This is a genomic window from Paenibacillus turicensis (genome assembly GCF_050461185.1).
In the GTDB taxonomy this organism is placed as follows: domain Bacteria; phylum Bacillota; class Bacilli; order Paenibacillales; family Paenibacillaceae; genus Fontibacillus; species Fontibacillus turicensis_A.
The window spans coordinates 1,778,727-1,804,008 of the sequence record NZ_JBCMOR010000005.1; the positions used below are offsets into that span (position 1 = coordinate 1,778,727).

Annotated in this window: 23 protein-coding genes and 1 other annotated feature; of the genes, 1 reads left to right on the forward strand and 22 read right to left on the reverse strand. The window is 39.2% G+C overall.

Annotation, left to right across the window (positions count from 1 at the left end):
- Positions 1–211 precede the first annotated feature (211 nt).
- Positions 212–1,225, reverse strand: a complete 1,014-nt coding sequence (gpr, locus tag ABE099_RS10460) for a GPR endopeptidase (protein WP_430030015.1) — start codon at positions 1,223–1,225, stop codon at positions 212–214.
- 187 nt (positions 1,226–1,412) lie between these two features.
- Here gpr and rpsT point away from each other — a divergent pair, with 187 nt between their 5' ends.
- Positions 1,413–1,685, forward strand: coding sequence for a 30S ribosomal protein S20 (gene rpsT, locus ABE099_RS10465; protein WP_210087954.1), 273 nt, complete (start codon positions 1,413–1,415; stop codon positions 1,683–1,685).
- Positions 1,686–1,977: 292 nt separating this feature from the next.
- On the opposite strand, the gene holA is transcribed toward rpsT, so the two are convergent.
- The 21 genes from holA to ABE099_RS10570 all read right to left on the reverse strand — a co-directional run bounded on the left by holA (position 1,978) and on the right by ABE099_RS10570 (position 25,249).
- On the reverse strand, positions 1,978–2,997 hold the full coding sequence (gene holA / locus ABE099_RS10470; RefSeq protein ID WP_430030017.1) for a DNA polymerase III subunit delta: 1,020 nt from the start codon (positions 2,995–2,997) through the stop codon (positions 1,978–1,980).
- A 512-nt stretch (positions 2,998–3,509) separates the two neighbouring features.
- Positions 3,510–4,625: an anti-sigma factor family protein gene (locus tag ABE099_RS10475; protein WP_430030020.1), complete on the reverse strand. Its 1,116-nt coding sequence runs from the start codon at positions 4,623–4,625 to the stop codon at positions 3,510–3,512.
- Positions 4,626–5,171 carry an RNA polymerase sigma factor gene (locus ABE099_RS10480; RefSeq protein WP_430030022.1) on the reverse strand — a complete coding sequence of 182 codons (546 nt, stop codon included), beginning with the start codon at positions 5,169–5,171 and terminating at the stop codon, positions 4,626–4,628.
- A gap of 206 nt (positions 5,172–5,377) precedes the next feature.
- Positions 5,378–7,933, reverse strand: a complete 2,556-nt coding sequence (locus tag ABE099_RS10485; protein ID WP_430030024.1) for a DNA internalization-related competence protein ComEC/Rec2 — start codon at positions 7,931–7,933, stop codon at positions 5,378–5,380.
- 159 nt (positions 7,934–8,092) lie between these two features.
- Positions 8,093–8,617 carry a deoxycytidylate deaminase gene (locus tag ABE099_RS10490; protein WP_430030026.1) on the reverse strand — a complete coding sequence of 175 codons (525 nt, stop codon included), beginning with the start codon at positions 8,615–8,617 and terminating at the stop codon, positions 8,093–8,095.
- Positions 8,618–8,636: 19 nt separating this feature from the next.
- Positions 8,637–9,122 (reverse strand): ComEA family DNA-binding protein, encoded by a 486-nt coding sequence (locus ABE099_RS10495; RefSeq protein WP_430030029.1) that lies wholly within the window; start codon positions 9,120–9,122, stop codon positions 8,637–8,639.
- A 25-nt stretch (positions 9,123–9,147) separates the two neighbouring features.
- Complete coding sequence (gene leuS, locus ABE099_RS10500) at positions 9,148–11,574, reverse strand: leucine--tRNA ligase (RefSeq protein WP_430030032.1); 2,427 nt, start codon at positions 11,572–11,574, stop codon at positions 9,148–9,150.
- A gap of 99 nt (positions 11,575–11,673) precedes the next feature.
- Positions 11,674–11,928: a binding site (T-box leader), on the reverse strand.
- A 79-nt stretch (positions 11,929–12,007) separates the two neighbouring features.
- The gene (locus ABE099_RS10505; protein WP_430030035.1) at positions 12,008–12,376 is read right to left on the reverse strand and encodes a DUF2304 domain-containing protein; all 369 of its coding nucleotides are present in this window, start codon (positions 12,374–12,376) and stop codon (positions 12,008–12,010) included.
- Positions 12,377–12,386: 10 nt separating this feature from the next.
- On the reverse strand, positions 12,387–13,085 hold the full coding sequence (locus ABE099_RS10510) for a glycosyltransferase family 2 protein (protein ID WP_430030037.1): 699 nt from the start codon (positions 13,083–13,085) through the stop codon (positions 12,387–12,389).
- Between the two features lie 42 nt (positions 13,086–13,127).
- Positions 13,128–15,074: a stalk domain-containing protein gene (locus ABE099_RS10515; RefSeq protein ID WP_430030040.1), complete on the reverse strand. Its 1,947-nt coding sequence runs from the start codon at positions 15,072–15,074 to the stop codon at positions 13,128–13,130.
- An 84-nt stretch (positions 15,075–15,158) separates the two neighbouring features.
- Complete coding sequence (locus ABE099_RS10520; protein WP_430030042.1) at positions 15,159–16,433, reverse strand: ArnT family glycosyltransferase; 1,275 nt, start codon at positions 16,431–16,433, stop codon at positions 15,159–15,161.
- A 381-nt stretch (positions 16,434–16,814) separates the two neighbouring features.
- Entirely contained in the window at positions 16,815–18,521 is a 1,707-nt protein-coding gene (locus ABE099_RS10525) for a ribonuclease J (protein WP_430030044.1), read from the reverse strand.
- A gap of 301 nt (positions 18,522–18,822) precedes the next feature.
- Complete coding sequence (locus ABE099_RS10530; RefSeq protein WP_430030046.1) at positions 18,823–19,599, reverse strand: class I SAM-dependent DNA methyltransferase; 777 nt, start codon at positions 19,597–19,599, stop codon at positions 18,823–18,825.
- 49 nt (positions 19,600–19,648) lie between these two features.
- Positions 19,649–20,572, reverse strand: a complete 924-nt coding sequence (locus ABE099_RS10535) for a CvfB family protein (protein WP_430030048.1) — start codon at positions 20,570–20,572, stop codon at positions 19,649–19,651.
- The gene (gene rsfS / locus ABE099_RS10540) at positions 20,569–20,916 is read right to left on the reverse strand and encodes a ribosome silencing factor (protein ID WP_430030050.1); all 348 of its coding nucleotides are present in this window, start codon (positions 20,914–20,916) and stop codon (positions 20,569–20,571) included. Before rsfS ends, ABE099_RS10535 begins: the two co-directional genes overlap by 4 nt.
- Positions 20,917–20,932: 16 nt before the next feature.
- A complete protein-coding gene (yqeK, locus tag ABE099_RS10545) occupies positions 20,933–21,505 on the reverse strand; it encodes a bis(5'-nucleosyl)-tetraphosphatase (symmetrical) YqeK (protein WP_430030052.1) in 573 nt (190 codons plus the stop codon).
- Complete coding sequence (locus tag ABE099_RS10550) at positions 21,492–22,082, reverse strand: nicotinate-nucleotide adenylyltransferase (RefSeq protein WP_430030054.1); 591 nt, start codon at positions 22,080–22,082, stop codon at positions 21,492–21,494. The genes yqeK and ABE099_RS10550 overlap by 14 nt, the downstream gene beginning before the upstream one ends.
- A 12-nt stretch (positions 22,083–22,094) precedes the next feature.
- A complete protein-coding gene (gene yhbY, locus ABE099_RS10555) occupies positions 22,095–22,391 on the reverse strand; it encodes a ribosome assembly RNA-binding protein YhbY (RefSeq protein WP_210087937.1) in 297 nt (98 codons plus the stop codon).
- Positions 22,392–22,757: 366 nt separating this feature from the next.
- The gene (gene aroE, locus ABE099_RS10560) at positions 22,758–23,585 is read right to left on the reverse strand and encodes a shikimate dehydrogenase (protein ID WP_430030057.1); all 828 of its coding nucleotides are present in this window, start codon (positions 23,583–23,585) and stop codon (positions 22,758–22,760) included.
- Positions 23,586–23,597: 12 nt separating this feature from the next.
- Positions 23,598–24,725 (reverse strand): ribosome biogenesis GTPase YqeH, encoded by a 1,128-nt coding sequence (gene yqeH / locus ABE099_RS10565; RefSeq protein ID WP_430030060.1) that lies wholly within the window; start codon positions 24,723–24,725, stop codon positions 23,598–23,600.
- Positions 24,725–25,249 carry a YqeG family HAD IIIA-type phosphatase gene (locus ABE099_RS10570; RefSeq protein WP_430030063.1) on the reverse strand — a complete coding sequence of 175 codons (525 nt, stop codon included), beginning with the start codon at positions 25,247–25,249 and terminating at the stop codon, positions 24,725–24,727. Before ABE099_RS10570 ends, yqeH begins: the two co-directional genes overlap by 1 nt.
- Positions 25,250–25,282 lie beyond the last annotated feature (33 nt).

Genomic DNA, 25,282 nt, shown 5'->3' on the forward strand with positions numbered 1-25,282 from the left:
GTGAGTCTTTTAAAGTCTTTGTATTTCAAATCTATGAACCTAGCACAAAATATAGAACTGAAAATATAGATTCGGAGGGAGTCTCAATACAAATGCTAGCCAAAGTATTATTAAGAAAATGAAAAGAGCCCTTAGATTGTTATCTCTAATGGCTCTCATTCTTTACTTTCAATGTAGAAATTTTATAGAATCTTAATTGTATGCCTAATTGTTAATGTGTATATGCCCCTACATTTTCGTTGTTAATCGCTTGGTGTAATGCTTGATTTAGGCCACTTGCGATAATATTTGCGATGTCTTCAATGAAGTTATCAATTTCCTTTGGTGTAACAATGAGATCATGCCCTAACGGTTCCAGTACTTCCTTTACTAATCCTAACCGCTCATTTTCAGATAGTTCAGTAAGAAGGCCCATAATTTGTTTGCTTTGCGCCTGATTTCCACCCGTCTCGGCACTAAAATGATGATTCATTAAATCAAATACGTTGTTCACAATCGTTGAAGCATAGCAGACAGTAGGAACACCAATCGCAATACAAGGCACTCCTAGCACCTCATACGTTAACCCACGACGTTTATTGCCAATGCCTGAACCAGGGTGTATCCCAATATCAGCAACCTGTATCGTCGTATTGACGCGCTCTAAGGAACGTGATGCCAGTGCATCGATTGCAATAATAAGATCGGGTTTAGTTCGCTCAACGATGCCTTGAACAATTTCACTGGACTCTATTCCTGTTATGCCTAAAACACCAGGGGCAACAGCACTCACTTCACGATATCCCTCATTTACTTGATCGGGAACTAGCTCAAAGAAATGTCTTGTCACCATTATATTCTCAACTACTAACGGTCCTAATGCGTCTGGAGTGACATTCCAATTGCCTAAACCAACGATTAATACTTTAGCTTCAGATTTTATCCCAATTCTTTTTAAAAATTGAGCAAACTCCTTTGCAAATGATTGTGTAACCTTGTCCTGTAGTTCAGTGTCTTGAGTTCTTAGGCCAGGAACCTCAAAAGTAACATAATGCCCTTTTATTTTACCAATTTTCTGGGAGGCTTCTTCATTTTGAATATCTAAACGTGTTACCTTAATTCCATCATGCTCCTCAATATCCTCCATTAATCCAGAGATGGGTGAACCTAACGTTTCTTCCGCAAAGGCTTTCGATTCTATCGCTAAATCTGTGCGTACCGAATATTTGCTTAAATCAAGAGTCATACAGACCATAACCTCCTTATTTGCGTTACTTAGGTTATAGTGTGCAAGAAATGTCTGCCATTTATACAAAAAACGATAGCTTTGAAAAGATTAACATCAATTTATTGCTTTTTATGCCACCACATGATAAACTATTTTAAGTTGTGAATCATCTGGGTTACTATATGCTTTACAGGAGGTGAATGCAATGCCTAACATTAAATCCGCTATCAAACGCGTAAAAACAAATGACAAACGTCGTGCGCTTAACGCTTCTCAGAAGTCTGCTTTGCGTACTGCTGTTAAAACTGTTGATACTGCTCTAGCGAGCAATGAAGTAGAAGCTGCTAAAGAAGCTCTTATCGTTGCTACTAAGAAGTTGGACAAGGCTGTAACTAAAGGATTAATCCATAAAAATGCAGCTGCTCGTAAAAAATCTCGCTTGACTAAAAAATTGAACGCCCTTACTGCACAAGCGTAAGCGTCGCTTTTATAAATTAAGCCCAAAGACCTGAACGAATTCGTTCAGGTCTTTTTGGACTTAAAATTCCTATGTCCCTAATTTTAATATGCGCTTTAGGCTACATTTTGGAGGTTGACAACCCACTTAAACTAGCGAAGGAACAGAGGGATTCTGGAGAAGTGAAACGTTCGTATTTAAAACCAGATTGCTACAATAAATTACTCATTAATAATAGAAATCTGGTTTTAACAACGATCGAAAGAACCCTCTGTTTTGTAGCAGGCCATCTTCATTGTTGTCAACTTCCAAACTAAGCCGCCAAGTGCAATAAAAACAACTCTAGTCCGAGCACTTTATCCATTTTTCCACTTTTCATTTCAAAGTCTAATTGGGCAAGTTTAGCGAGCAATTGTTTTAATCGAGTAGCTTCGAACCGTCGCGCTTGTTCTCCAGCTACCTTCACACCATAGGGATGAAGACTTAGCTGGGAGGCAATTTGCTGTTGAGAATAGTTTTGAGCGCTAAGCTCTTTTACCTGTAGCATAATTCTAAATTGCCTTGCAATTAGAGCAACAATTTTAATTGGTTCTTCACGTTGCTTTAACAATTCATAAAATATATTCAGTGCTTGATCAAGCTTAAGGTTCGCAATATGCTCCACCATTACAAATACATTTTGTTCTGTATTACGCTCTACAAGCTGATTGATCGCCTCTACCTCAATCTCTTGTCCTTGACCCACAAATAAACACAACTTGTCCAGTTCAGAGGCAAGTCCTCCCATATGCACACCGCTAGCCTGAATTAAGGCTTGTGCCGCCTCTTGGCGTATAACACAACCTCTTGACTTTGCCTCTGCTACGACCCATGTAATGAGATCATTAGCACTAAGTGGCATAAATGAAATAACCGCGTCATTCCCCTTCATAAGCTTTACAATCTTTTTGCGTTCATCTAGTTTTTCAGCATTAACGACAAACACAATAACACTATGTGGCGCAGGATTATTCATATAAGCAATTAAAGCATCTATATTATGCGCAATTTTTTGATTGTCTTTTCCTGCCGTAAAAACACTGCTATCCCTAACTACAATTAACTTTTGCGGCACTAAAAAAGGGAGCATCTCCGCCTCCTCAACCACCATCTCCACTGGGGTTTCAGCTAAATCATAATTAGCTAGACCAAAATCACGTCCATCCTGATCAACAACGGTGTCCTGAAGCTTTTTAATAAATTGATTTAATTGATATTTTTCTGTCCCGAAGCATACGTAGATTGGCAAAATCTTTCCAGACTGTACTTGCTTTAGCGCTGTTTTTACATCCATATTAAAGTCATCCTCTTCATCGACCTTTTAAAAATTAAATTAAATAATTATGGCTCAATCTTAAAATCGGTACTTGACAATAAGCTAACGAAGCGAAGGAGCAGGGAGATGGTGGAGAAGCGAACGCGTCCGCCTTTAAGATCACAATTTCATCCATTCAACACATGTTATAAAGAAAATGGGATCTTAACAGCGGTTGAAGCCACTCCCTGCTACGTCGCCTCTTACTTTATAGATTGTCAAGAACCGATTTCTGTGTTGAGCCATAATTATTTATAATTCCATTTCTTCGCTTTCTCTATGATACTTGGTATAACCTCATTTACGCAACAAAGGAACCTGAAGGGACTAATTTCGCCTCCAGATTCCTTTGTCTTGGTCACATCTATATAAACGAGATAGAAGATAGCTCTAGAAACTATCTCTACCTCGGTCATACACGACGCTTTAACATCTCTTTAATTCTGTTTATATATTAACCTATTCCATATCTCTTAAAATGGTGCATCATTTTATTTATTTTTTTCTAAAACCTTTGGGTCAATAAGGGATGATTTTATCGTACCATCTATCTCTGTTCGATATGAGAATGTTAATTTATTCTGTTCATCCTGTGACCAAGCTCCATCTACCCAAGCACCTTCTATTGCTTGATCCATTAGTAACGTCTTATTAGATTCACTCGAAATCTTATAAAGATATACGTGAGCATCATTGAGCTCTACAGAATATAAGCCATCAGGTGAAACCCACTGACTAATATTACTAGTCATTCCCATACCTATGGAAGTATCACCATTAAAAAATTCCAGCTTTTCTGGCATGTCATTATTTTCATGCATCACTATGCCTTCATCTTGATTGCTAGACTCTACTTCCCCAGTTCCTGCTCCGCGAGAAGCATCTTGGTTTTTAGGTGAAGACTGTACATCCTTATTTTGTTTCTCTGGTTTTACAGTAGGACTCTTTCCTTTTTTATCCACATCTGAATTAGAAGGCTGCTTAGCCTGGTCCTTCTGAGGTTGCTGTGGATTATTTTTCGTTACCGATTTTTGATCAGATGTTGCTTGATCCTCTAAAGGTTTTGTGTCAACAGGTCTATCTTCATTTGAAGATACCTTATTATTATTTTGCTCAGCTTCAACAAGTTGTTTATTTTCAGAATTTTGAGAATTGGAATTGAGACTGCTATTTTCCTCTACAAATGCAACTTGCTGCTCAATTTGACCATCTGCATCCTGCATATTATTATTTTCATGGTTGTAAACAAACAATCCAAAAATAACTGCGGCTACCGCGGTTCCTAATACTCCAGTTCTAAAAATACGACTTCTTTTTGAAGTCTGGTTTACTTTATCTCTTACCATAGGAATCACTGTACTTGCTTCTTCATTACGTCTCTGATCTATTGCTTGAAGCTGTGGCAAAATAGCATCTACAAGATCAAAGCTTGGTGTAGCCATAGGCAACTGCTCCAGCCTAGCGGACAATTCCTTGAGTAATGTGAACTTCTCAGCACAATCTGGACAAGACTGTACATGCTGTAACAAAAGCTTCTCTTCTTCGTCGTCCAATGCATGATCTACATACAGATTCATCCACTCTTCTATCACTTCTGGGCATCCCATCTACGTTACACCACCTTTCTGATAATCTTGTAGAAGAAGTTGAAGCTGTTGCCTTGCTCTAAACAGATAGGACTTTACCGTATTTAAAGGCAATTCCAAACAATCAGATATTTCATTGTATGAAAAACCTTGCAGATATCTTAAGGTAATTACCGTACGATGATGCTCAGGAAGCTGTTCAATCGCATTTCTAATATCCTCTGCAATATAGCCTGACATAACTTCACGCTCCACATTTTCACCCGCTTGAAAAACTAAATCATGCTCTTCAATGGATACGACAGGTTTTACTTTTCTAAACTTGTCAATACAGATATTCGTAACAATTCGCTGCACCCATGTCTTAAATTGAGCCTTTTCCTGATAAGAATCAATTTTTGTGTAAATCCGAATGAGTGCTTCTTGAGCAGCATCATGTGCATCCTGTTCATTATTAAGAATATAATATGCCGTTCGATATACATGATCCTGAATATCCCGCAATAGGGTGATTAGAGCGTCGCGATCGCCCATTTGAGCGGCTCTGATGAGTCCCTGCTCTACCACAAAAGGCTCCCCCTCCCTTGCAACCTTACAGACGTAGTTAATCTGAAATATGTTGCAATATGAGTTACAATTATTTAATCTTTTATTTAATTATGAAATCTGTTAGTTTTATCTCATTTTTATAGTAATAAAACTGCTTCAATCCCTATTAAGAATACCAAAAAAAACATCTAACGTCATCATTCCTCATAACAATAAAAAATGTTCTATTTATCATATTTATGGGAATAGGTACGAAAACTCAATCGACCACCATCAACCTTCATTTGTACTTCTCCATTCTGATCAGTTCTATAGATTGGAATCCCTTGCTCATCAATGTGCTGTAAGACATTTGGGTGAGGATGACCATAGCTGTTACGACTACCTACAGGAATAACCGCAAGCTTCGGTTTTATCGCCTTAAGCCAGTTTAAGGACGTCGAAGTTTTACTCCCATGATGAGCTATTTTAAGGACTTCAGCTTGTAATCGCTTAGGAGATTTCTCTAAATTCATAATTTCATCCTCTGCAGCGATATCCATATCACCAGTAAACAAGAAGCGCACTCCATCCATCGTTAAATAAAAAACGATAGATTCATGATTTTGATCCTTAATAATAGATATTGCTCCATCTCGCTTAGCTTCAGGATAGACAAAATCAATAGATGTTAAGGGATCAAGTGACAATCCCATGCCTCCGTATGCTGAATAAATAGAAATATCTTTAGCTAATGCTGTTTCTAATAGCTTCGTTAGCGTTTTAGACTTAGCTATACTCCCATTCGTTATTAGGGCTCGTACAGGAAAGTGGGATAACACAGCTTGAAGCCCACCAATATGGTCTTGATCCGCGTGGGTCATAATAACAATGTCTAATGTATGTATCCCTCTCTTCTTAAGCAAAGGAACGACGGTTTTTTCACCCACCTCGTAAGGAACCTTCCTGGTCCTCCAAGCATCTTTTGGCTTACGAAAGGAAACGGTTCCCCCACCATCAACTAATACATTGATCCCACCAGGGGTTGTAATTAATATACAATCACCTTGCCCAACATCAATAAATTGCACATACCCAACTCCCCTTTCATTAAGGGGCTGATAAGCAATAACTAACATGATCATAAACCAAGCTATAAAAAAGGTATAGTGTCCAGCTTTAAATACATATTGAAGTGAATCTTTTCCTCTATTAATATTAACAGGCTCTAAGGGTACAGTATCATCATATGATTCTATGTTAGTACTTAATTCTAAGTTACGTCTTTGCTGCAAATAAAACATTAGATATAACATGGCATAATATACAATTAACCATAATATCGTGGGAGACTTCCAGTACGTCATAAATCCTGACAGTTCACTTAGCCATTTCGTTATACTAAATGTAGCTAGGTTTAACCAGTACACAATAAAAGCAAACCATTTTCCAAGAGGTAACCATATCGAGCCTAGTAGCAAGGAAATTGTCCCAACTGGTAACGTTACAGCACTAATAATAGGAACCAGAGCTAAGTTCGCAAGCATAGACAACAACGAATATTGATTAAAATAATATAAGGTAAGTGGAAAGGAAATTAATTCAGCAGCAATTGTAATGGCAATGCCACCTCTAATTTTAGCTGGGAGCCACAATAAATAGGGTTTTATGAATGGTGTAAATATGATGATCCCAGCGGTGACGGCAAACGAAAGCTGAAAGCTAATGTTAAATAAGTAATAAGGTTGCCACATTAACATGACAAAGGCTACAGCGCTAAGTGTGTTTAGTCCATTCTTAAGTAACCTTCTTTTTAATAAAAAGATGCCTAACATGGTCATTAAGCCTGCTCGGATCACAGAAGGAGAAAAACCTGTCATAAATACATAGACCGGAAGCAACCAAAACACTGTAGAATAAGCTCTTTCTCTTGTCACCTTTAATAATCTTAATAATCCAAACACTAAGCTAATATTTATGGCGACATGCGTACCTGATATCGCTAATATATGCGTCATGCCAAGGTTCGTAAATTGATTATATTTATCTGATGATAAATCATCGGTTATCCCTATCAGCAAACCTTTCATATATCCCCCCTGCCAATCGGGAAATAGCTCATCAATAATCGATCCAATATGCTGGCGAAAAAGATCTACAAGAGCTAAAAATGCTAGTGGACTAAAGCTTTCCTTTTCAAGTAAAGTGACCACCGAGGCTCCTTCAACCTTAACAATCCAATGAATGCCTTGCTTTTGTAAATAAAGCCGATAATTAAAACCTTCAAAATTTGTAGCCGTATTTGGTGGCTCTAGTGTCCCTGAGAAGGAAATAATATTCCCACGTTGCCATGTCTTTGCAATGTTAATTTCATCTTTTGTAGCTAAGGTAAGCTGTACAGCTAATTTTTCTTTATTTGTAGAGGAAATCTTGGGCATAAACTCAATTTCATGTGCAGCTAAAGTAAATCTTACTCGATCCCCATCTATTTCAGGTGGCTCCTCTATAACACCTTGCAGTTTTAGCTTTGTACCTGCTTGAATATGCTTATTGCTTTCTTCAATCAGACTTACATTCTTTTGTTCATAATAGTTCCAATATAAAATAGCACTTGTGAAAATAATCCAATATAAAACAAGTTGTTTCCAGCTATTTTTTGTCACATATCCTAAAAGCGGCAGCATGAGGCTTAATCCCACCCACATTAACCAGCAAGAAGTTCCATTTTGAGTGTAAGCTGTGGTATATCCTGTAATCCATAAACATGCAACAGGTACAAATGGTTTTGAAATAAAATGCACTGGCTTCTCCTTTCATTCCGCAAATGGACGGAACTCGGTCATGCAGCAAATCACCGTGCCCAGTTGGACCATTGTTAACAATAAAAAAGAACCTCTAGCCACGTCTTCACGTAGTTAAAGGTTCTTCCTTGTTCAGGTCTTGTAATTTTAAGTACTGCTCTAATTTGTAATCTCACTTACCGCTACCTCTGGTGGCTCATAGGTGGCTAAGCAACGAAATGTAATGCCAACCTGCTCCATCAGCTTCGTCACCTTATCCGCATCCTTCGGATAACTTCGATGGTAAACTACTTCTTGTACACCGCTATTTGCAAGCATATTGGCACATGTCCAGCAAGGCTGGTCTGTGACATACACACTTGCTCCTTCACGATCAATACGATCAGTGAATAGCAATAAATTTTGTTCAGCATGGATCGTTCTCACACAACGCTGCTTTTTCACCATTTGCTCTTGGCCATTCACAATAGCTAGCTCATACTCCTCTGCGATCATACAGCCCGCTTCTGAGCAGTCTGGTACACCAGAAGGTGCACCATTATAAGCTGTCCCAAGTAGCTTTTTCCCCTGCACCAATACAGCCCCAACATGACGTCGATGACATCTGCACCTTGTAGATGCCATATAGGCAATGTCCATGAAGTACGTATCCCAATCCTTACGTGCACGTGCATCTTGACTCATTCCAACATTTCTCCTCTGTTCAAGAACCAATTTCAATAAATGGCTTCATTTTCTGAAAGCTTTTTGTACCAATTCCTTTTACTTTCGTCAAATCCTGAACCTTTTTAAAAGCACCATGCTTATTACGATAATCTATAATAGTTTGCGCTTTTTTCTCTCCAACACCTGGTATGTTTTGCAATTCAACTAAACTTGCTGTGTTAATATTAACTCGTTTAGTTGTCTGTTGGTTTTGTTCTTGTTTTATTTCAGAAGAAGGAGTTAGCTTGCCTTGTTGTTCTTGAATATCTTTGTTGTTTGGTTTTTCTTGTTTACTTTGTTGATCTGATTGAAGCTGATGCTCCGATTGAGACTGTTGCTGCTCCACTAGCGTAGACGCAACAGCATGATTAACCGGAGTCCAGCCTTCAATTGCTGGGGAGGATGTCAGATCAGTGACAACGAACATTAAACCTGCACCCATTACAGCAGATGTTATGGCAAGGATGAATTTAGATTTATACATTGTTCATACTCACCACCTTCATCCATTAACCTACTACAATATTAACAAGCTTGCCTGGGACTGCAATGACCTTACGGACTGTCTTGCCTTCAATGGCTGCCTTAACGCTATCTAAGCTCATGCCATGCTCCTGCATGCCTGCTTGATCCAAATCCTTCGCTATTTTTGTGCGATCAACAATTTTACCATTCACTTGTACAACGATCTCAACCTCTGCTTCCACTGTCCAAGCCTCATCATAGGTTGGCCATGGCTCATAGGTAATGCTCTCATTGTGACCTAAACGTGCCCACAATTCTTCAGCAATGTGTGGAGCAAGTGGTGATAAGATTTGTACAAAGTTTTCTGCCGCTTCGACAGGAATATGTGGTGCTTTATAGGCTTCATTAACAAAAATCATCAATTGACTGATTGCAGTATTAAAACGTAATGCTTCAAAATCTTCAGTAACTTTTTTAATTGTTTTATGCCATACTGAATTTAACGAAGTATCTTCAGGATTAGCACCAATCTTCGCATTTAAGCTACCATCCTCGGTCACGAATAAACGCCATACACGTGCCAAGAAACGATGAATTCCTTCTACACCATTTGCATTCCAAGGTTTCGTAGATTCAAGTGGACCCATAAACATTTCATACAAACGTAACGTATCCGCACCAAATTCATTCACAATTTCATCAGGATTAATAACATTACCACGAGATTTACTCATTTTCTCATTGTTTGTACCCAGAATCATACCTTGGTTGACTAGCTTTTGGAACGGTTCCTTCGTAGACACGACACCAAGATCATACAATACCTTATGCCAGAAACGTGCATACAGCAAGTGAAGCACAGCATGCTCAACCCCACCAATGTACAAATCTACAGGTAACCATTGCTTTTGCTTCTCAAGAGAGCACAATTCCTTGTCATTGTGTGGATCAATATAACGCAAGTAATACCATGAGCTACCTGCCCACTGTGGCATCGTATTCGTTTCACGACGAGCTGGAAGACCTGTTTCTGGATCGGTTGTATTCACCCATTCTGTAACATTAGCTAATGGCGATTCGCCCGTACCTGATGGCTTAATATGATCTACATCAGGCAATAACAACGGTAATTGATCCTCTGGAACAGTTTTCATTGTGCCATCTTCCAAATGAATAATTGGAATCGGCTCACCCCAATAACGTTGACGGCTAAACAACCAATCACGTAAACGGTAAGTAATTTTTCCTTTACCATGGCCATTTTTCTCAAGCCAAGCGATCATTTCTTTAATTGCTTCTGCATTATGAAGACCATTAATGAAATCGGAATTGACGTGCGGTCCATCTCCTGCATAAGCCTCTTCTTCAATATTTCCACCAGAAACAACCTCGATAATCGGTAAGTCGAATTTTTTAGCAAATTCGTGGTCACGCTCATCATGACCTGGAACCGCCATAATTGCCCCTGTACCATAACCAGCTAATACATAATCTGCAATCCAGATTTGCAATTTAGCGCCGTTCACTGGGTTAATCGCATAAGCACCTGTAAATACACCTGACTTATCTTTTGCTAAGTCTGTTCTTTCCAGATCACTTTTATGTGAGGCTTGCTCTTGATAAGCCTTCACTGCATCTAGCTGCTCCGTAGTAGTAATGGAGGCAACAAGCTCATGCTCTGGTGCAAGTACCGCATAGCTAGCACCAAACAACGTATCTGGTCGAGTCGTAAATACTGTTAACTTAGCATCATGACCTTCAATTTTAAATTCAACCTCAGCACCTTCAGATTTACCAATCCAGTTGCGCTGCATATCCTTAATGCTTTCGCTCCAGTCTAGTTCCTCCAAATCCTCAAGCAAACGATCTGCATAGGCTGTAATTTTTAACATCCATTGACGCATCGGTTTACGTACGACTGGATGACCGCCACGTTCACTTTTACCGTCAATAACCTCTTCATTAGCTAGTACTGTACCCAATGCAGGACACCAGTTCACAGGCACCTCAGCAACATAAGCAAGTCCTTTTTTATATAACTGAATAAAAATCCATTGTGTCCATTTGTAATATTCAGGGTCCGTTGTACTAAACTCACGATCCCAATCATAAGAAAATCCTAATGATTTAATTTGACGACGGAAATTGTCAATATTTTTAACTGTAATATCACGAGGATGTTCTCCTGTCTGGATTGCATATTGCTCTGCCGGAAGTCCAAATGCATCCCATCCCATAGGATGAAGCACATTATAGCCTAACATTCTCTTATAGCGAGATACGATATCTGTAGCTGTATACCCTTCAGGGTGTCCTACGTGCAAACCTGCTCCTGACGGATAGGGGAACATATCCATCGCATAAAATTTAGGTTTCCCTTCATCTTCTCTTGTTTTAAATGTTGCTTGCTCATCCCAGTACTGCTGCCATTTTGGCTCAATGGCTTGTGCATTATACACGTCATGACCCATTGTAAATCCTCCTTAGTTGTGACAAAAAGTCCATTCATTTTTTGTTATCGCTTGTATAGTCGGTATTTCAAAAAAACCTCCCGCCCCTAGCGCATAATCGCTAGGGACGAGAGGTCTAGTTCCCGTGGTACCACCCTAGTTAGCTTTGGACATACTTTGCCCGCTGCTCACTTTGCATCCTTAACGCGGATGAAAACGATGATATTTCTGTTACAGCTTAAGCACGATAACCTTAAGGTAACGTTATATCATAGCTCAAAGGCGAGTTCTTCTATTTAACCCTGTTGGTTTGCACCTGCCACCAACTCTCTGCATAGGGAACAATAAAATACTACTCCTCGTCATAGCCTACATTTGTAAATATCACAAACAATTATATCTAAAAATGACGAAATGTCAATGATGAGTACTTGATAGTAAACTGTACGCACCTTTAGGATTTATGTTGTTCATGTTGTTTAAGCTCATTTAAATGATGTTGCATAATTCCTAATTGCTGTGATAATTCCTTGATTTTTGTCGTCAGCTTAGACACCGTAACCGTTAAGGAAAAAACAATCACAGTTAAGCCAAAGATTGTGAGGAAAAACACAGCATTTACAGGCAATTCAACGCCCATTCCCTTAGATACCCATCCTACTAAATGCGGATCGATTGCTAATACTAAAATCAGCAGCATCACAATCATCCAAAGAAGAGAATATCTTAGCTCTAGTTTATATTTTCTAATTAAATTGATTAAAGCAAAAAAACAAAACAAAGCACCAACAATTAATATAATCTGAAATTTAAATGATATCATACTAGAGCTCCTACACTATTTGCTTACGCATACTATCAATTAGTATCGCCATCGATACTTTTGCCATATAGTATACGGATTTAAAAGAAGTAATTGAAGATTTCCCTTGCAGCCTTGCTTCCATTTGGACCGCTACTTCACTAATTCTGAACTGATTACGCTTTAGAAACATAATCGATTCTGGTTCAGGATAATCGACAGGATATCTTTTAGAAAACATCTCTATTACTGCCTTATTACATGCTCTAAATCCAGAGGTAGGATCGGTAATAAGCTGACCTGTACACATTTTAAGCAATTTGGAGAAATAAACGATCCCAACTCTTCTTAAGCGAGTGGATTGAAACCCAGTTTTATCAATATATCTAGAGCCAATGACTAAATCAGCTTCACCATCGATTAATGGTTGAAGGATATCTTTTAAATAGGCTGGGTTATGCTGTCCATCTCCGTCCACTTGCACTGCAATGTCATATCCTTTTTCCCAGGCATATTTGTATCCTGTTTGCACAGCCCCACCAATACCAAGATTACAAGGAAGATTAACTAAAGCTACCGGAAATTGCTGTACCACCTCTGAGGTCTTATCTGTAGAGCAATCATTAACAACAAGTACATCTACATCTTTATAGTCCCGGCACAAAACATCGAGGATACGTCCGATATTCTTTTCTTCATTGTAGGCGGGTATGATCAACAGAATCTTCACAATAATGACCTCCGGAAATTCAATTCTTCATCTCTGTTATTACTAATTCTTTATTTGTGGCATCGGCATAAACAATAAGTTAAATGGCATATTGCTGCCAGCAGAAGGTGTCAAAATGATCTCTACCTTTTCTTCACTGCTACCTGTACGATAAAGTACACTTGCTGACGTGGTTGGTGTGGCATCTGAATGTGAGAAGCTAACCACTTTACCATTTACCATCGCTGCACCAAGGAACAAGCCACCACGTGGATTAAATGTTATCAATGTATTAGGTGCAACACGTTCAAGCTGGAGCTTGTACACTACACCATAGTTCCCTGAGTTAATTGCAGAGGTTCCCATAATACCATCATAACCTTGTTGGAACAAATCAACAGAATTATCTGTAAGCGGTAAACGTTGATCCTTAGCTCCTAACAATTCAGTATAACGGAAAACTCTCGTGGAGTCAGTGAAAGTTCCGCGAACAATCGATTCTTTTGGATCAAGATTTGGCAATGTAGCAATTGCCTTTAACGGATCACTGCCAGCTTTAACTATAACTACAGTATATTTGATTGGGTTGTCGCTGTATACATCACCAAACAATGATAATACTTGTCCTTGACCCATTGTGCTAACACTTAAGTCTTTTAAAATTAATTTACTCTCTCCTGGCAACAACGTAGTATCACTAACTTTGCTACCTGTTAATGAATTTTCCAAATATCTTTGAAAAGAAACACGTCCAGTAATATCTGGGTGCTCACTAGGGCCAGCAACGCCATAACTCGCAGTACTAATCGTAGTTTCTGTCATGTTATCGTTTTGGGCAATTACATATAGCTTCGCTTTTTCACCAATCTTATTGCCATGATGGATCATAAAACGAGTATTGCCTTGAATAATGTCGCTATACAAGATCCCTTCAGTTGTTACCGTCTCAGGACCACTACTTCTAAAAAGTGTATAAGGCTCAGGTGTGAAAGTAAAGGGAACTCTATCAAAGGAAAGTACGCTTTTTTCACCAAGTGGAAATTTTTGTCCTACTTCTGTAAATAGCATATTAAATTGTGCTTCTGTATACAATACTTCATTTGAAATATTAATTGTTACAGTATGCTCAGAAGTTAGTCCATTTTTATCTGTTACTGTTAATGTAATGCTTTTTGGACCTGCGGAGAAAAATGCGGGTCTTTGGCTTTGCCAATTTTCGCTCCACTTCCGACTTACAATTTCACTATTCCCTGGAGTGGATTGATCACTAACGTAGATTTTTTCCCCAATTCTATATTCCGTTTTGTCTGTTGTAAAAAGAGCTACTGGCGGAATTGGCTGTGGAACTGGCTCTTCCTCGCCTGTTTGGAGCTGTAAAATCACTTTTTTACCATCAACAGTATAAGGGATATTTAATGCAGTCATAATTGCAGTAAGTGGAACCATCGTTACATTTTTTTCTTGGTAAACGGCACCACGCATAGTTTGCTGTGCACCATCCACCATATATTCAGTCGTATCTACTTTGAATTTTAGCTCATGACCTTCATACGTAATTACGAACTCCTTTGTTTCAGGCAAATATATAAATTGATAGCCAATTTGCTTCGTTAAGGAGCGAACACCTACATATGAAACTCCCTTTTTCACTGTCATCGGAGATGAAGATTGAAATACCTGTCCGTTTTGCTCCATTTTCGTGCTGTTCATATATAAAACGAGTAAGCCATCACCTTCAGTTGTAGCATTTTGCTCCGTAGTTGGATTTACTTCCGTAGAAGGTTTACCCTCATCAGTCACAGAGTTAGTAGAGTCTACCGATTTAGTAGGATCTTCTTGTTTGGAAGGATCGACAGGTGTAGCAGCGTCAGAGCTAGTATTTTGCTCTACAGTTGTACCTTCCTTAGCACCTGAACCTGAAGATGATTCTTGATTGCTTGTATTTGTAGTGTCCTCTTGTTTTTTAGTTGAATCTATCGATTGCTCTGCAAACGCGAGTGTCTGTGGCATAATTAAAACGAAAACCATAACAAAAGCTAACAACTTTACAACGAAATTTTTAATCTGAAAATTCAATTTTTTAACACCTCATCCTCATTTTTGTTGAATCATCGGCTGCTTTCTTTGCTTAAACCATTTGATAATGCCTGCTGCAACTAAGCAATCTAATATGATAATGAGCGGCATTACTGTATAGTTATAACGTGTCTCTGGTACAAACAATAAACGAACCATAGACATGGCTACGATCACAGTCAAAAACATAAACGCTGGTTGTCTCCAACGCCTAATACATGCCACTAATGTTACTGGGAAGAACCCAATTAACAGCCAATGTAATGCATTTCTAGGAAGCAACGGAATGACTTCATAATACGGGCTATGTCCAGCACCAAAAAACATTTTTCCGTAGGTATAAACTAGCTTACCAACGGTGTACCATTGGACATATTCCCAAGTATGTTGTGTAAAACCAACATAAAGGCGCTCTTTAGCCACTTCCATTTGTGTTTTGCCTTTTCTATCAACCATATCATCATCATAGTTTTTGTTTGGATAGGTTCCAGCAGCAAATGGATTAACTTGAGTGGAAGCTACAACAACTTTATTTAAAGTAACGATATTACGAATGACCCATGGAGATAACGCAATACCTAAACCTAAGCTAGTAATGATAAGTAGCTTCAAAATTTCCTTCCAATTTCTTTTCCATAGATAGGCGACAGCGTGGCAAACAACAATCAAAGGTAAAAACTCTGGTCTTACAAGAACCGTTAGCCCTAGTAACAGACCACTACCAAGTGCATACGGCCAGGTCTTTTTCTCAAATGCAACCAATTGCATATACAAATACATCGTTAGGAAAAACGTACATAATACTTCTGTTAATACGGCCCCATTACTCCATACAAAAGAAGGATAAATGGCAGAAATTGCTGTTGCAGCTATCCCTACCCCAGTGCCTCCTAATCTTCTAGCTAAACGATAAATGATATACATGGTTAGCAAGCTGATCCCAACTTGTATGTATCTAATATAGGGATAAGGATCATGATTCTGATAGTCTACCATTTTATAAACAGCAGCCATAAAAATAGGATACCCAGGTGTTACCTGTGCATTTGGCTTTGTATCCTTATAGGCGTATACACCATCTTCAAACAACTGACGAACTAGAATGTCATAACCTTTTGTATCATGACTCACATTGTGCTTAACAGAAGTAATGAAATCAAATCTCAAATAAGCACCTAAAATAAAGATAACTACTAGACTAATAAAGACTGCGGGACGCTTATCCTTAAAAATAGCATATGAAATACGCTGTAACACCCCAGACTTACTACTCTGATTGCTTGACAACAACATGAAACCCTCCAATAGCTCTAATTTTCATCCAAAATGTTATAGGGTAAAAATATAAACCACATAACACCTAACGTATATTAACCAATTAAGTTGCGTATTTTGCGAAAAAAGATAAGTTCTTTCGCAGAAAAACGCAACTAAACTTTATTTTCTAAACTATAAATTTGGCTCAATCTTGAAATCAGTACTTGACCACTAACCTAAACTAGCGAAGAGAAAGAGAGATTCTTAAGGTTGTCTCTTAAAATCAAATTTCATCCATAAATATACTTCAATAATAGGAATATGATTTTAACAACAATCGCAAGAACTCTCTGAGTCGTAGCTTCCAGCCTCTATCGTTGTCATGTACTAATTTCTAAATTGAGCCATGATTTCAAGTTAAATCTCCATAATTGATGGCATGATGTGAGGTGTTCTGCCAACTTCCTTCGTAAAATGTCTACGCAAAACCTTATGGGTCGTTTTTGTCCATAATGCATGGTCATATTCTTGACGTTCACCTAGTCGATTTAAGTTTTTACGAAGTGCAGTTTCAGCACGGCGGAGCAAAGGTCTCGCATCCTGCATATACACAAATCCACGCGTCACAATATCTGGGCCTGATAATATTTGCTGTGTAGTTTTATCTACAGTCATCACAACAATGACAACGCCCTCTTGTGCCAGCTCCTCACGTTCTTCAATCAATTCATCTTCAAAGCTACGCATTTCCCCATTGCTAATCATGACCTCACCCGCAGGAATGGCTCTTCCACGTTTTGCACGATTACGATACAGAGAAACGGTATCACCAATATCCATCACAAAAATATTCTTTTCTTGGATTCCTGTCTGGATTGCTAGATTACGATGAGATAATAGCATCCGGTATTCTCCGTGAATTGGAATAAAAAATTTAGGTCTTATAAAGCTGAGCATTAGCTTTAAATCTTCTCTACATCCATGACCTGAGGCATGAATTCCCCACGAAGGTCCGTAAATTACATTCGCACCTGCGCGCATCAGCATATCAATGCTACGGTTAATATTTTGCGTATTACCTGGAATCGGTGAAGCTGAGAAAATAACAGAGTCACCTGGGTAGATCTGTACAGAGCGATGAGCACCAGAAGCAATCCGGCTTAATGCCGCATTAGGCTCGCCTTGACTACCTGTACATAAAATTAAAATACGATTTTCCTCATATCTATCAATGTGCTTCACATCTATTAACAAGCCTTCTGGAAGACGAATGTAGCCTAACTCCTGTGCAATTGTAAACACTTTTTCCATACTTCTACCGATAACTGCAATTTTACGATCACATTTGATCGCAGCTTCTACGACTTGTTGTAAGCGATTCACATTTGAGGCAAACGCAGCAAATAAAATTCTGCCCTTACATTCACGAAAAGACTCCATAATGGCTTGTCCCACTTTGCGATCAGAAGGTGTAAACCCATCTTTTTCACTATTCGTACTATCTGCTAATAGCGCTAAAACGCCTTTCCCACCTACGTTTGCCATTTTAGGAAGGTTGGCAGGAAGATCCTCGGGTGTAAAATCAAATTTAAAATCACCTGTATGCACAACAGCCCCATAAGGTGTATCTACCACAATACCAAATGCATCCGGAATACTATGTGTAGTACGGAAAAAATGAACAGCAAGATGTTGAAATTCAAAGTGATCATTTTCACTAAAAACATGTAACTCTGCTTGACCCTTTAAACGGTATTCTTCAAGCTTTGCCTTCACTAAACCAATCGTAAGTGCTCCACCATAAATTGGAATGGATAACTGTTTGAGCAAGAAGGGAATAGCACCAATATGATCTTCGTGACCATGCGTTAAAAATAAACCCTTAATTTTATGACTTTGATTCACAAGATAAGTCATGTCAGGAATAATATAATCGATACCTGAAAGCTTGGAATCAGGAAATTTCAAGCCAGCATCAATGAGGATGATTTCATTTTTATACTCAATACCATACATGTTTTTACCAATTTCACCGATTCCTCCTAGTGAAAAAACGCGGACTGGTGGCGGTGACGACTTAGGACGTCGTTGTGTCTTCGCAGGTTTGCTTAATACTTGATTCATTATGTGATTAATCCTCTCTTCATGAAAATATACCATTTATAATTAAGGCTCATAGCAAAAATAAGTGCCTGACTACGTCAAGTACCAATCCTTGTAAAGTCCTATTTGAAAGCTTATATTTTTTTATAGGAGCATGCTGAACTAACATGTAATACCCCGAACAAAAAACGATCTAATATTAATTATACTGAATAACAACCACAATAACTATGAATTTATTTTTAGAAAAAAAAAGGAACCCTTAAAACCATTGCAGTTGCAAGGCTTTAAGGGTTTTTTGAGATAAAATTTAAGGGTACGTTTACTTTATCGCCACAAAAAATAGTCGTGAGGTTTCCTCAGTTGGTGGTTCTTCCGAGAAGTCGCTGTAACAGTCCACTTGCTTGAAGCCGCAAGCGTACAATGACTGCATCATCCAGTCTATCGAGTAAGCACGTTGTGTATGCACCTCTTCAAAACGCCGATAATGTGAAGAATTTTCTCCACCCTCTTGTACAAAAATGCTAAGATTATGCTCAATTTGGCGAAGGTTTTCCTCATAATCACAGGTCCATATATAAGATATCGCATCATCATCGTATACATAAGGCTGACCTTCATCATAAGCAATAAATGTATTGGGATGGTGCACATCAAATATAAAGCTTCCGCCAGAACGCAGAGCTGAATATGTAGCTTCAAAGGCTTGCACAACTGCTGATTCAGTTAGCAGATAATTTATGCAGTCACAAAAGGAAATGACCGAATCTACCTGCTGTGGCATTTCCCATCTTGTCATATCCTGCTGAACTAACCGCACCTGTGCTTTCCTTAGCAGTGGAGACGTTTTACTTACTTGCTCTAGCTTATCCTGCGCGACAGCTAACATGTCCTCTGACAAATCAATTCCTGTCACAATATAACCCATTTCAGCTAAAGGGATCGTAATACTGCCTGTACCACAACCTAAATCAACTATACTTTTTGGATCGCTTCCTGTTTTGTCCCATACCTTTTTAGCGAAAGAAATCCAGTCTGCATAAGGCATGTCCCCCATCAGTTGGTCATATACATAGGCAAACCTGCCGTAAGCCTCCATCGGTGATCACCCATCCTTTTTTAGACAATGATAGACTATAGTTATTTGCCTATTTGTCTTCTGAATCCGTATCGGTGGTGGAATGCTCAGCATTAGTTAAATAAGTCCAATTTTCCTTTTGTGTGATTTTGCCTTCCTTTAGCAATTTGCCAATCGCACGTTTAAATGCTGCTTTACTAATACCAAAGCGTTGCTTAATTAAATCAGGTGGCGTAGCATCCGAATATGGCATAGCACCATCTTCCCTGCCTTTTAAGTACTCGTAAATCATATCTGAATCAACTTCTCTGCCGATTTCTTTACGAGGCACCATCGATAAATTAACACGTCCATCATCCCGAACATGCGTCACACGAACCTTAACCTTTTCACCAAGACGCAATAAACGAGTACGTTCAGAGGAATGCACCATGCCGATCGCACCAAAACCAAGCACACCCCCATCAACGACAACAAATGTTCCCATCTGCAACGTTTTGTAGACAAGTGCTTCAAACCATTCATTATTCCATGTTGTAGGAGCATGGAAGCACAGTGGAGATAACTCCAATTCGCCAGCAAGCTTCGCTTTGAGTCTGCCTTGCTTATCATGCTCCATTAAAACATACACTTTATCCCCAATTTGCGGGCGTAATTCCGGCAATTCCGGTAACTCACTAAGTGGTAAAAGTAATTGACGCGCAAGTCCCATCTCTAAAAAACAACCTAGTCTTGGGTGAATATCTGCAACTTCTAACAAAGCAAGCTCACCTAACAATAGTGCAGGACGATACATTGTAGCTGCAAGGCGGCCTTCTGTATCATGAAATAAAAACACCTCTATATCTTGTCCTGGATTTAGCTTGAAACCTTCTGGGTTTAACTCAGAATAAGCCAATAACACATCCTGCGTATCCCCCTTTAAAAAATATCCATAAGGAGAATGCTCCCGATCTACACGTAAAACTTCAATTGTTCCTGCTATCAAGCTCATACACGCTCCACAATCTTAGCATCTGACCACAGACGCTCAATGTTATAAAACTCTCTTTCATCACGATGGAATACATGAACAACAACATCACCTAAGTCCATTAATACCCAACGAGCAGAGTTCATCCCTTCAATCCCTTTGATCACTGCACCTGCTTCTTGAACACGTTTGCGAATTTCAGTCGCAATAGACTGCACTTGTGTGTCTGAATTACCATGACAAATAACAAAATAATCTGCAATTAAAGAAACCCCTTGCAAATCAAGTGCTACAATATTCATTGCCTTTTTATCGTCTGCTGCTTCAACAGCGATGTTCAATAGTTCCTTAGAAGTTACTGCCATTCACATCATCTCCAAATTATTTATTTAATGCTTGAACTAAGTCATTACGTGCAAGTAAAGTGATTGGATAAATCACCTTACGTTGCTCGATAAGAAAAGTAATCGTGGAATCTAGCCCCGCAATTAAGGCTTCATCTAGACTTGTTTCAGCTAAAGCTCTAATGTTGTTTACACCTGGAAAATCTCGACCTGGCTCAATATAATCAGCTAAACATATTATTTTATCCATCAACGTCATGTTTACACGACCAGAGGTATGGTATTTAACGGCATCTAAAATTTCAGATTCCGTAATTCCATAATCACGCTGGGCAATAAATGCCCCCACCTCACCATGTAAAAGCTGTTTATCGTATAAGAGCAACTCTTGATTCAGGTTATTCTCTTTAATGACTGCTTCCTGCTTTTCTATAGGCCAATATTTAGCTAAGTCGTGTAACAATGCTGCCATATCTGCCTTCACAGGGTCAGCACCGTACCGCTGGCTTAGTAAAACTGCGGAGGACATAACACCTTCGACATGTTTCCAACGTTTTGCAGGCATCTGTGAAGATACAATTTGAATGAGCTCATCTCTAGTGTATCCCATATAAGCCACCTCTTATCATATATTCATAAACAGATTCAGGAACCATATAGCGCACGGACTGACCAGCCACGATTTGTCTACGAATTAAGCTTGATGAAATATCAACAAGTGGCATATCTGCCAGTTTTACAGCGCTTTGAATATGACTAGGCAAAATATCAAGCTCTAAAAAGCTGCCTGGACGCTGAAGTCCAATAAAGGTTAACATGTCAACGAGCTCATTTATACCCTGCCATTTAGGTAAATAATTCACCATATCTGCCCCAATAATAAAATGAAAGTCGAATGTAGGATACATTGATTTTAATTCTGTAATCGTATCAATGGTATACGAAATTCCACCTCGTTTTAATTCGATGTCCAATGTTTTAAACGAAGCATTTGTAGAAGTGGCTAGCTCTACCATCGTTAGTCGTTCCTTCGCACTCACGCCTGCTTCATGCTTATGTGGAGGCGTATGGGAGGGCATAAACCATACCTCCTCTAATCCATATTGCTCTCTAGCGGCTTCAGCAGCAAGCAGATGCCCTAGATGAATCGGGTCAAATGCACCGCCCATAATCCCAATCTTTTTCATGGTGCTCTCCCATTAGTTCGAAGGAAGCTCAATTTGCTTATAGTTTTGAGATTCCTTATACAAAATAATTGTTCTGCCTATCAATTGCACAAGCTCTGCACCTGCTCCATCTGCTACCGCCTGAGCGATTTCTTTAGGGTCATCTAGATTGTTATTCAAAATAGAAACCTTAATTAGCTCTCTTTTCTCGATTGCTTCAGAGACATGAGTGTACAAATGCTCATTAACCCCACCTTTACCTACTTGAAAGATTGGATCAAGATTGTGCGCCAAACCGCGCAAAAAACGTTTTTGCTTTCCTGTTAACATGTAAGTCAAAACTCCCTTATTTCATCAATTTCTGTTTCAGCAACGTCTATCTAAATCAAAAACTGTACTTGACAACGACTAGAAGCTAGTAGCGACCATCCAAAGAGTTATTACGATTGTTGTTAAAATCATATTCCTTTTTTAGACTCAAAACCAAAATTAGTGGTTGCTAACTTCTGAGGAAAGCAGCTACGGTGCAGAGGGTGGCTTCGACCCCCGTTACAGCCTGATTTTCTTGAATTAGACATTTATCGGTTGAAAAACAGTCTGTAAAGGCGTACGTGTTCACTTCTCCACCATCCCTCTACCCCTTCGCTATTTTTGCTTCCTGTCAGCCACTAATTTCTAAGTTGAGCCTTTTTATTGTCAAGTACCCAAACTTAGATTCACTGCCTGCTTCATTTCCTCAATCGGGGCTGGTATTCCTGTCCAATATTCAAAGGCGTACGCTCCTTGATAGATGAACATACCAAAACCGTTATGAATGCGGCACCCCTTTGCCTTAGCATGTTGCAGTAGCGCCGTTTCCAATGGATTATAAATTAAATCACTTACTACAATACCAGAAGGAATATGACCAGGCTCAATCGGACAATTTTGGATGTGTGGATGCATACCAACAGAGGTCGTATTAATAATTAAATCAACCTGCTGTGCCTTAACCGCAACCTCATCTAAGCTACAGCCCTCAATATTTCCTCGATCCGACCATTCCTTAGCAAGTGCATAAGCATTCTCGACTGTCCGATTGGCAACAATCACTTGACTTGGCAATTCACTTAGCAAAGCATAAATAATACCTCTTGCTGCACCACCGCACCCAATCACTAACACTGACTTGCCCTTTAAATCGGACATAACTTCCTCTTTAAGTGAGCGAATATATCCAATCCCATCTGTATTGTAGCCAACCAAATAACCATCTTGATTCACGATCGTATTCACAGCACCAATCTGCCTTGCCGCCTCATCAAGCTGATCCACATATTTCATCACTTCTATTTTGTGGGGGACAGTGACATTCACACCACGAAAATTCATCGCTACGATTCCAGCTATCGCTTCCTTAAGTGCTAATTCAGTCACATGCAGTGGCACATAATGACCATGAATGTTACACGCTGCAAGTGCTGCATTATGCATCACAGGTGACTTTGAATGGGCAATTGGATTCCCCATGACACCAAGTAACATACCCTATTCCCCCTAAATTAAGGATGGACGAACCATCACCTTAACTCCTTTAGGCAAATGAACGGCTACTGTTGCTCCATCCTCACTATTTAATTTGATCCAGCCTAGTCCTGAAATGAAAATATCACTACGTTTTCCTTTACCAATACGGAATTCATGTCTTGTCCATTCTGGCAATTTCGCAATATTTTCAGCACTTGGAGGGGATAACATCACGCCTGCATGATTGGCAAATAGCTCATCTGCTTTCTCAAGCTTCGTACGATGTAATGGAATCCGGCTGCTATTAAAAAATGTAAAGGACTGACGGTTGCCTTGAACAAAATCAAACCGTGCAAACCCACCCATAAATATACTTTGTCCTTCATTTAATTGATAAACCGCCGGCTTTAGTGGCTTGTCTGGTAACAACAGTCCAAGATCCTCAGGTGCAACCAATTCACTGTAACGTGAAGGATAGACAATTCCTGGTGTATCGATGATAGACGCTCCATCATCAAGTGGAATGTGTACCATATCCAATGTAGTTCCGGGATAACGAGATACCGTCAACTCTTGATCTAAGTCGCTATAATCCCGAATTAGGCGATTGATTAATGTAGATTTCCCTACATTCGTAGAGCCTACCACATACACATCATGTCTACCACGATATTCAGCAATCGCTTCTAACAAACGGTCAAATCCGCTGTTTTGCTTGGCACTACACAAAATCACATCTTCAATTTTAATACCAATTTCTTTGGCTTCCTTTTGCACCCAATTCCGTACTTTGTTCCAATTCGTAACTTTAGGTAGCAAATCAATTTTATTTACAGCCAATAAAACAGGATTGTTCCCTACAAACCGTTGTAATCCAGATATAACACTGCCTTGAAAATCAAAAATATCAACAATATGAATCACTAATGCCTGCTTCCCGCCAATTTGCGATAACAGTCTTAGAAATTCATCCTGTTCTACCGTTACAGATGAGGATTCATTATAGTTTTTAATTCTAAAACAGCGTTGGCATATGACCGGCTCACGTTCTAATGCTGACGCAGGGATATACCCCGGCTTATTTTGATCGATCGTTTGTAGTGTAATTCCACAGCCACTGCATCGTTTCTCTGCATTAGCTTCTTGCGGTTGATTCATTAATTTTTGTCCTCCCAGGTCCATAGTCCAGCCTTTTTCAAGCTTCGTTTCACAAATTTCTCAAGTCTTCGGTTAATCCGTGTACCCCAACCTTCATCCGCCACAGCAATAGGAAGTACCAACACGGTATATAACCCGAGTCGGTTACCTCCAAAAATGTCTGTCATAAGCTGATCACCAATCATAATCGTTTCTTGTGGCTGTCCCCCCATCATTTTCATCGCTCTAAGGAAAGCGGAGGTAGATGGTTTTCTGGCAGTATGCACAAATTCAATATTTAAAGGCGCTGAAAAAGCGGAGACTCTACCTAAGTTATTGTTGGATACGATAATTAACTTAAAGCCTTTTTCCTTTATTAACTTGAACCACTCTATCAGCTCTGGCGTAGCTAAAGGGGCTTTAGCTCCAACTAGCGTATTATCCAGATCCGTCATAATATACCGATAGCCTGAAGCATAAAGTGCGTCTAAATCCAAGTCATACACACTATTTACACGCAATTTAGGCAAGAATTTCTCAAACAAATACGTTCACCTCTATTTCATACGACAAACTAT

Coding starts and splice junctions, on each gene's coding strand:
- ABE099_RS10550 (WP_430030054.1), bottom strand. CDS start 22,082: ATGAAAAAGATTGGGATTATGGGCGGTGCATTTGACCCGATTCATCTA.
- ABE099_RS10520 (WP_430030042.1), bottom strand. CDS start 16,433: ATGTTGTTGTCAAGCAATCAGAGTAGTAAGTCTGGGGTGTTACAGCGT.
- rpsT (WP_210087954.1), top strand. CDS start 1,413: ATGCCTAACATTAAATCCGCTATCAAACGCGTAAAAACAAATGACAAA.
- ABE099_RS10535 (WP_430030048.1), bottom strand. CDS start 20,572: ATGAGCTTGATAGCAGGAACAATTGAAGTTTTACGTGTAGATCGGGAG.
- aroE (WP_430030057.1), bottom strand. CDS start 23,585: ATGTTACTTGGTGTCATGGGGAATCCAATTGCCCATTCAAAGTCACCT.
- yqeK (WP_430030052.1), bottom strand. CDS start 21,505: ATGGGATACACTAGAGATGAGCTCATTCAAATTGTATCTTCACAGATG.
- yqeH (WP_430030060.1), bottom strand. CDS start 24,725: ATGAATCAACCGCAAGAAGCTAATGCAGAGAAACGATGCAGTGGCTGT.
- yhbY (WP_210087937.1), bottom strand. CDS start 22,391: ATGTTAACAGGAAAGCAAAAACGTTTTTTGCGCGGTTTGGCGCACAAT.
- ABE099_RS10515 (WP_430030040.1), bottom strand. CDS start 15,074: ATGCCACAGACACTCGCGTTTGCAGAGCAATCGATAGATTCAACTAAA.
- holA (WP_430030017.1), bottom strand. CDS start 2,997: ATGGATGTAAAAACAGCGCTAAAGCAAGTACAGTCTGGAAAGATTTTG.
- gpr (WP_430030015.1), bottom strand. CDS start 1,225: ATGACTCTTGATTTAAGCAAATATTCGGTACGCACAGATTTAGCGATA.
- rsfS (WP_430030050.1), bottom strand. CDS start 20,916: ATGGCAGTAACTTCTAAGGAACTATTGAACATCGCTGTTGAAGCAGCA.
- ABE099_RS10475 (WP_430030020.1), bottom strand. CDS start 4,625: ATGGGATGCCCAGAAGTGATAGAAGAGTGGATGAATCTGTATGTAGAT.
- ABE099_RS10525 (WP_430030044.1), bottom strand. CDS start 18,521: ATGAATCAAGTATTAAGCAAACCTGCGAAGACACAACGACGTCCTAAG.
- leuS (WP_430030032.1), bottom strand. CDS start 11,574: ATGGGTCATGACGTGTATAATGCACAAGCCATTGAGCCAAAATGGCAG.
- ABE099_RS10490 (WP_430030026.1), bottom strand. CDS start 8,617: ATGAGTCAAGATGCACGTGCACGTAAGGATTGGGATACGTACTTCATG.
- ABE099_RS10495 (WP_430030029.1), bottom strand. CDS start 9,122: ATGTATAAATCTAAATTCATCCTTGCCATAACATCTGCTGTAATGGGT.
- ABE099_RS10530 (WP_430030046.1), bottom strand. CDS start 19,599: ATGGAGGCTTACGGCAGGTTTGCCTATGTATATGACCAACTGATGGGG.
- ABE099_RS10505 (WP_430030035.1), bottom strand. CDS start 12,376: ATGATATCATTTAAATTTCAGATTATATTAATTGTTGGTGCTTTGTTT.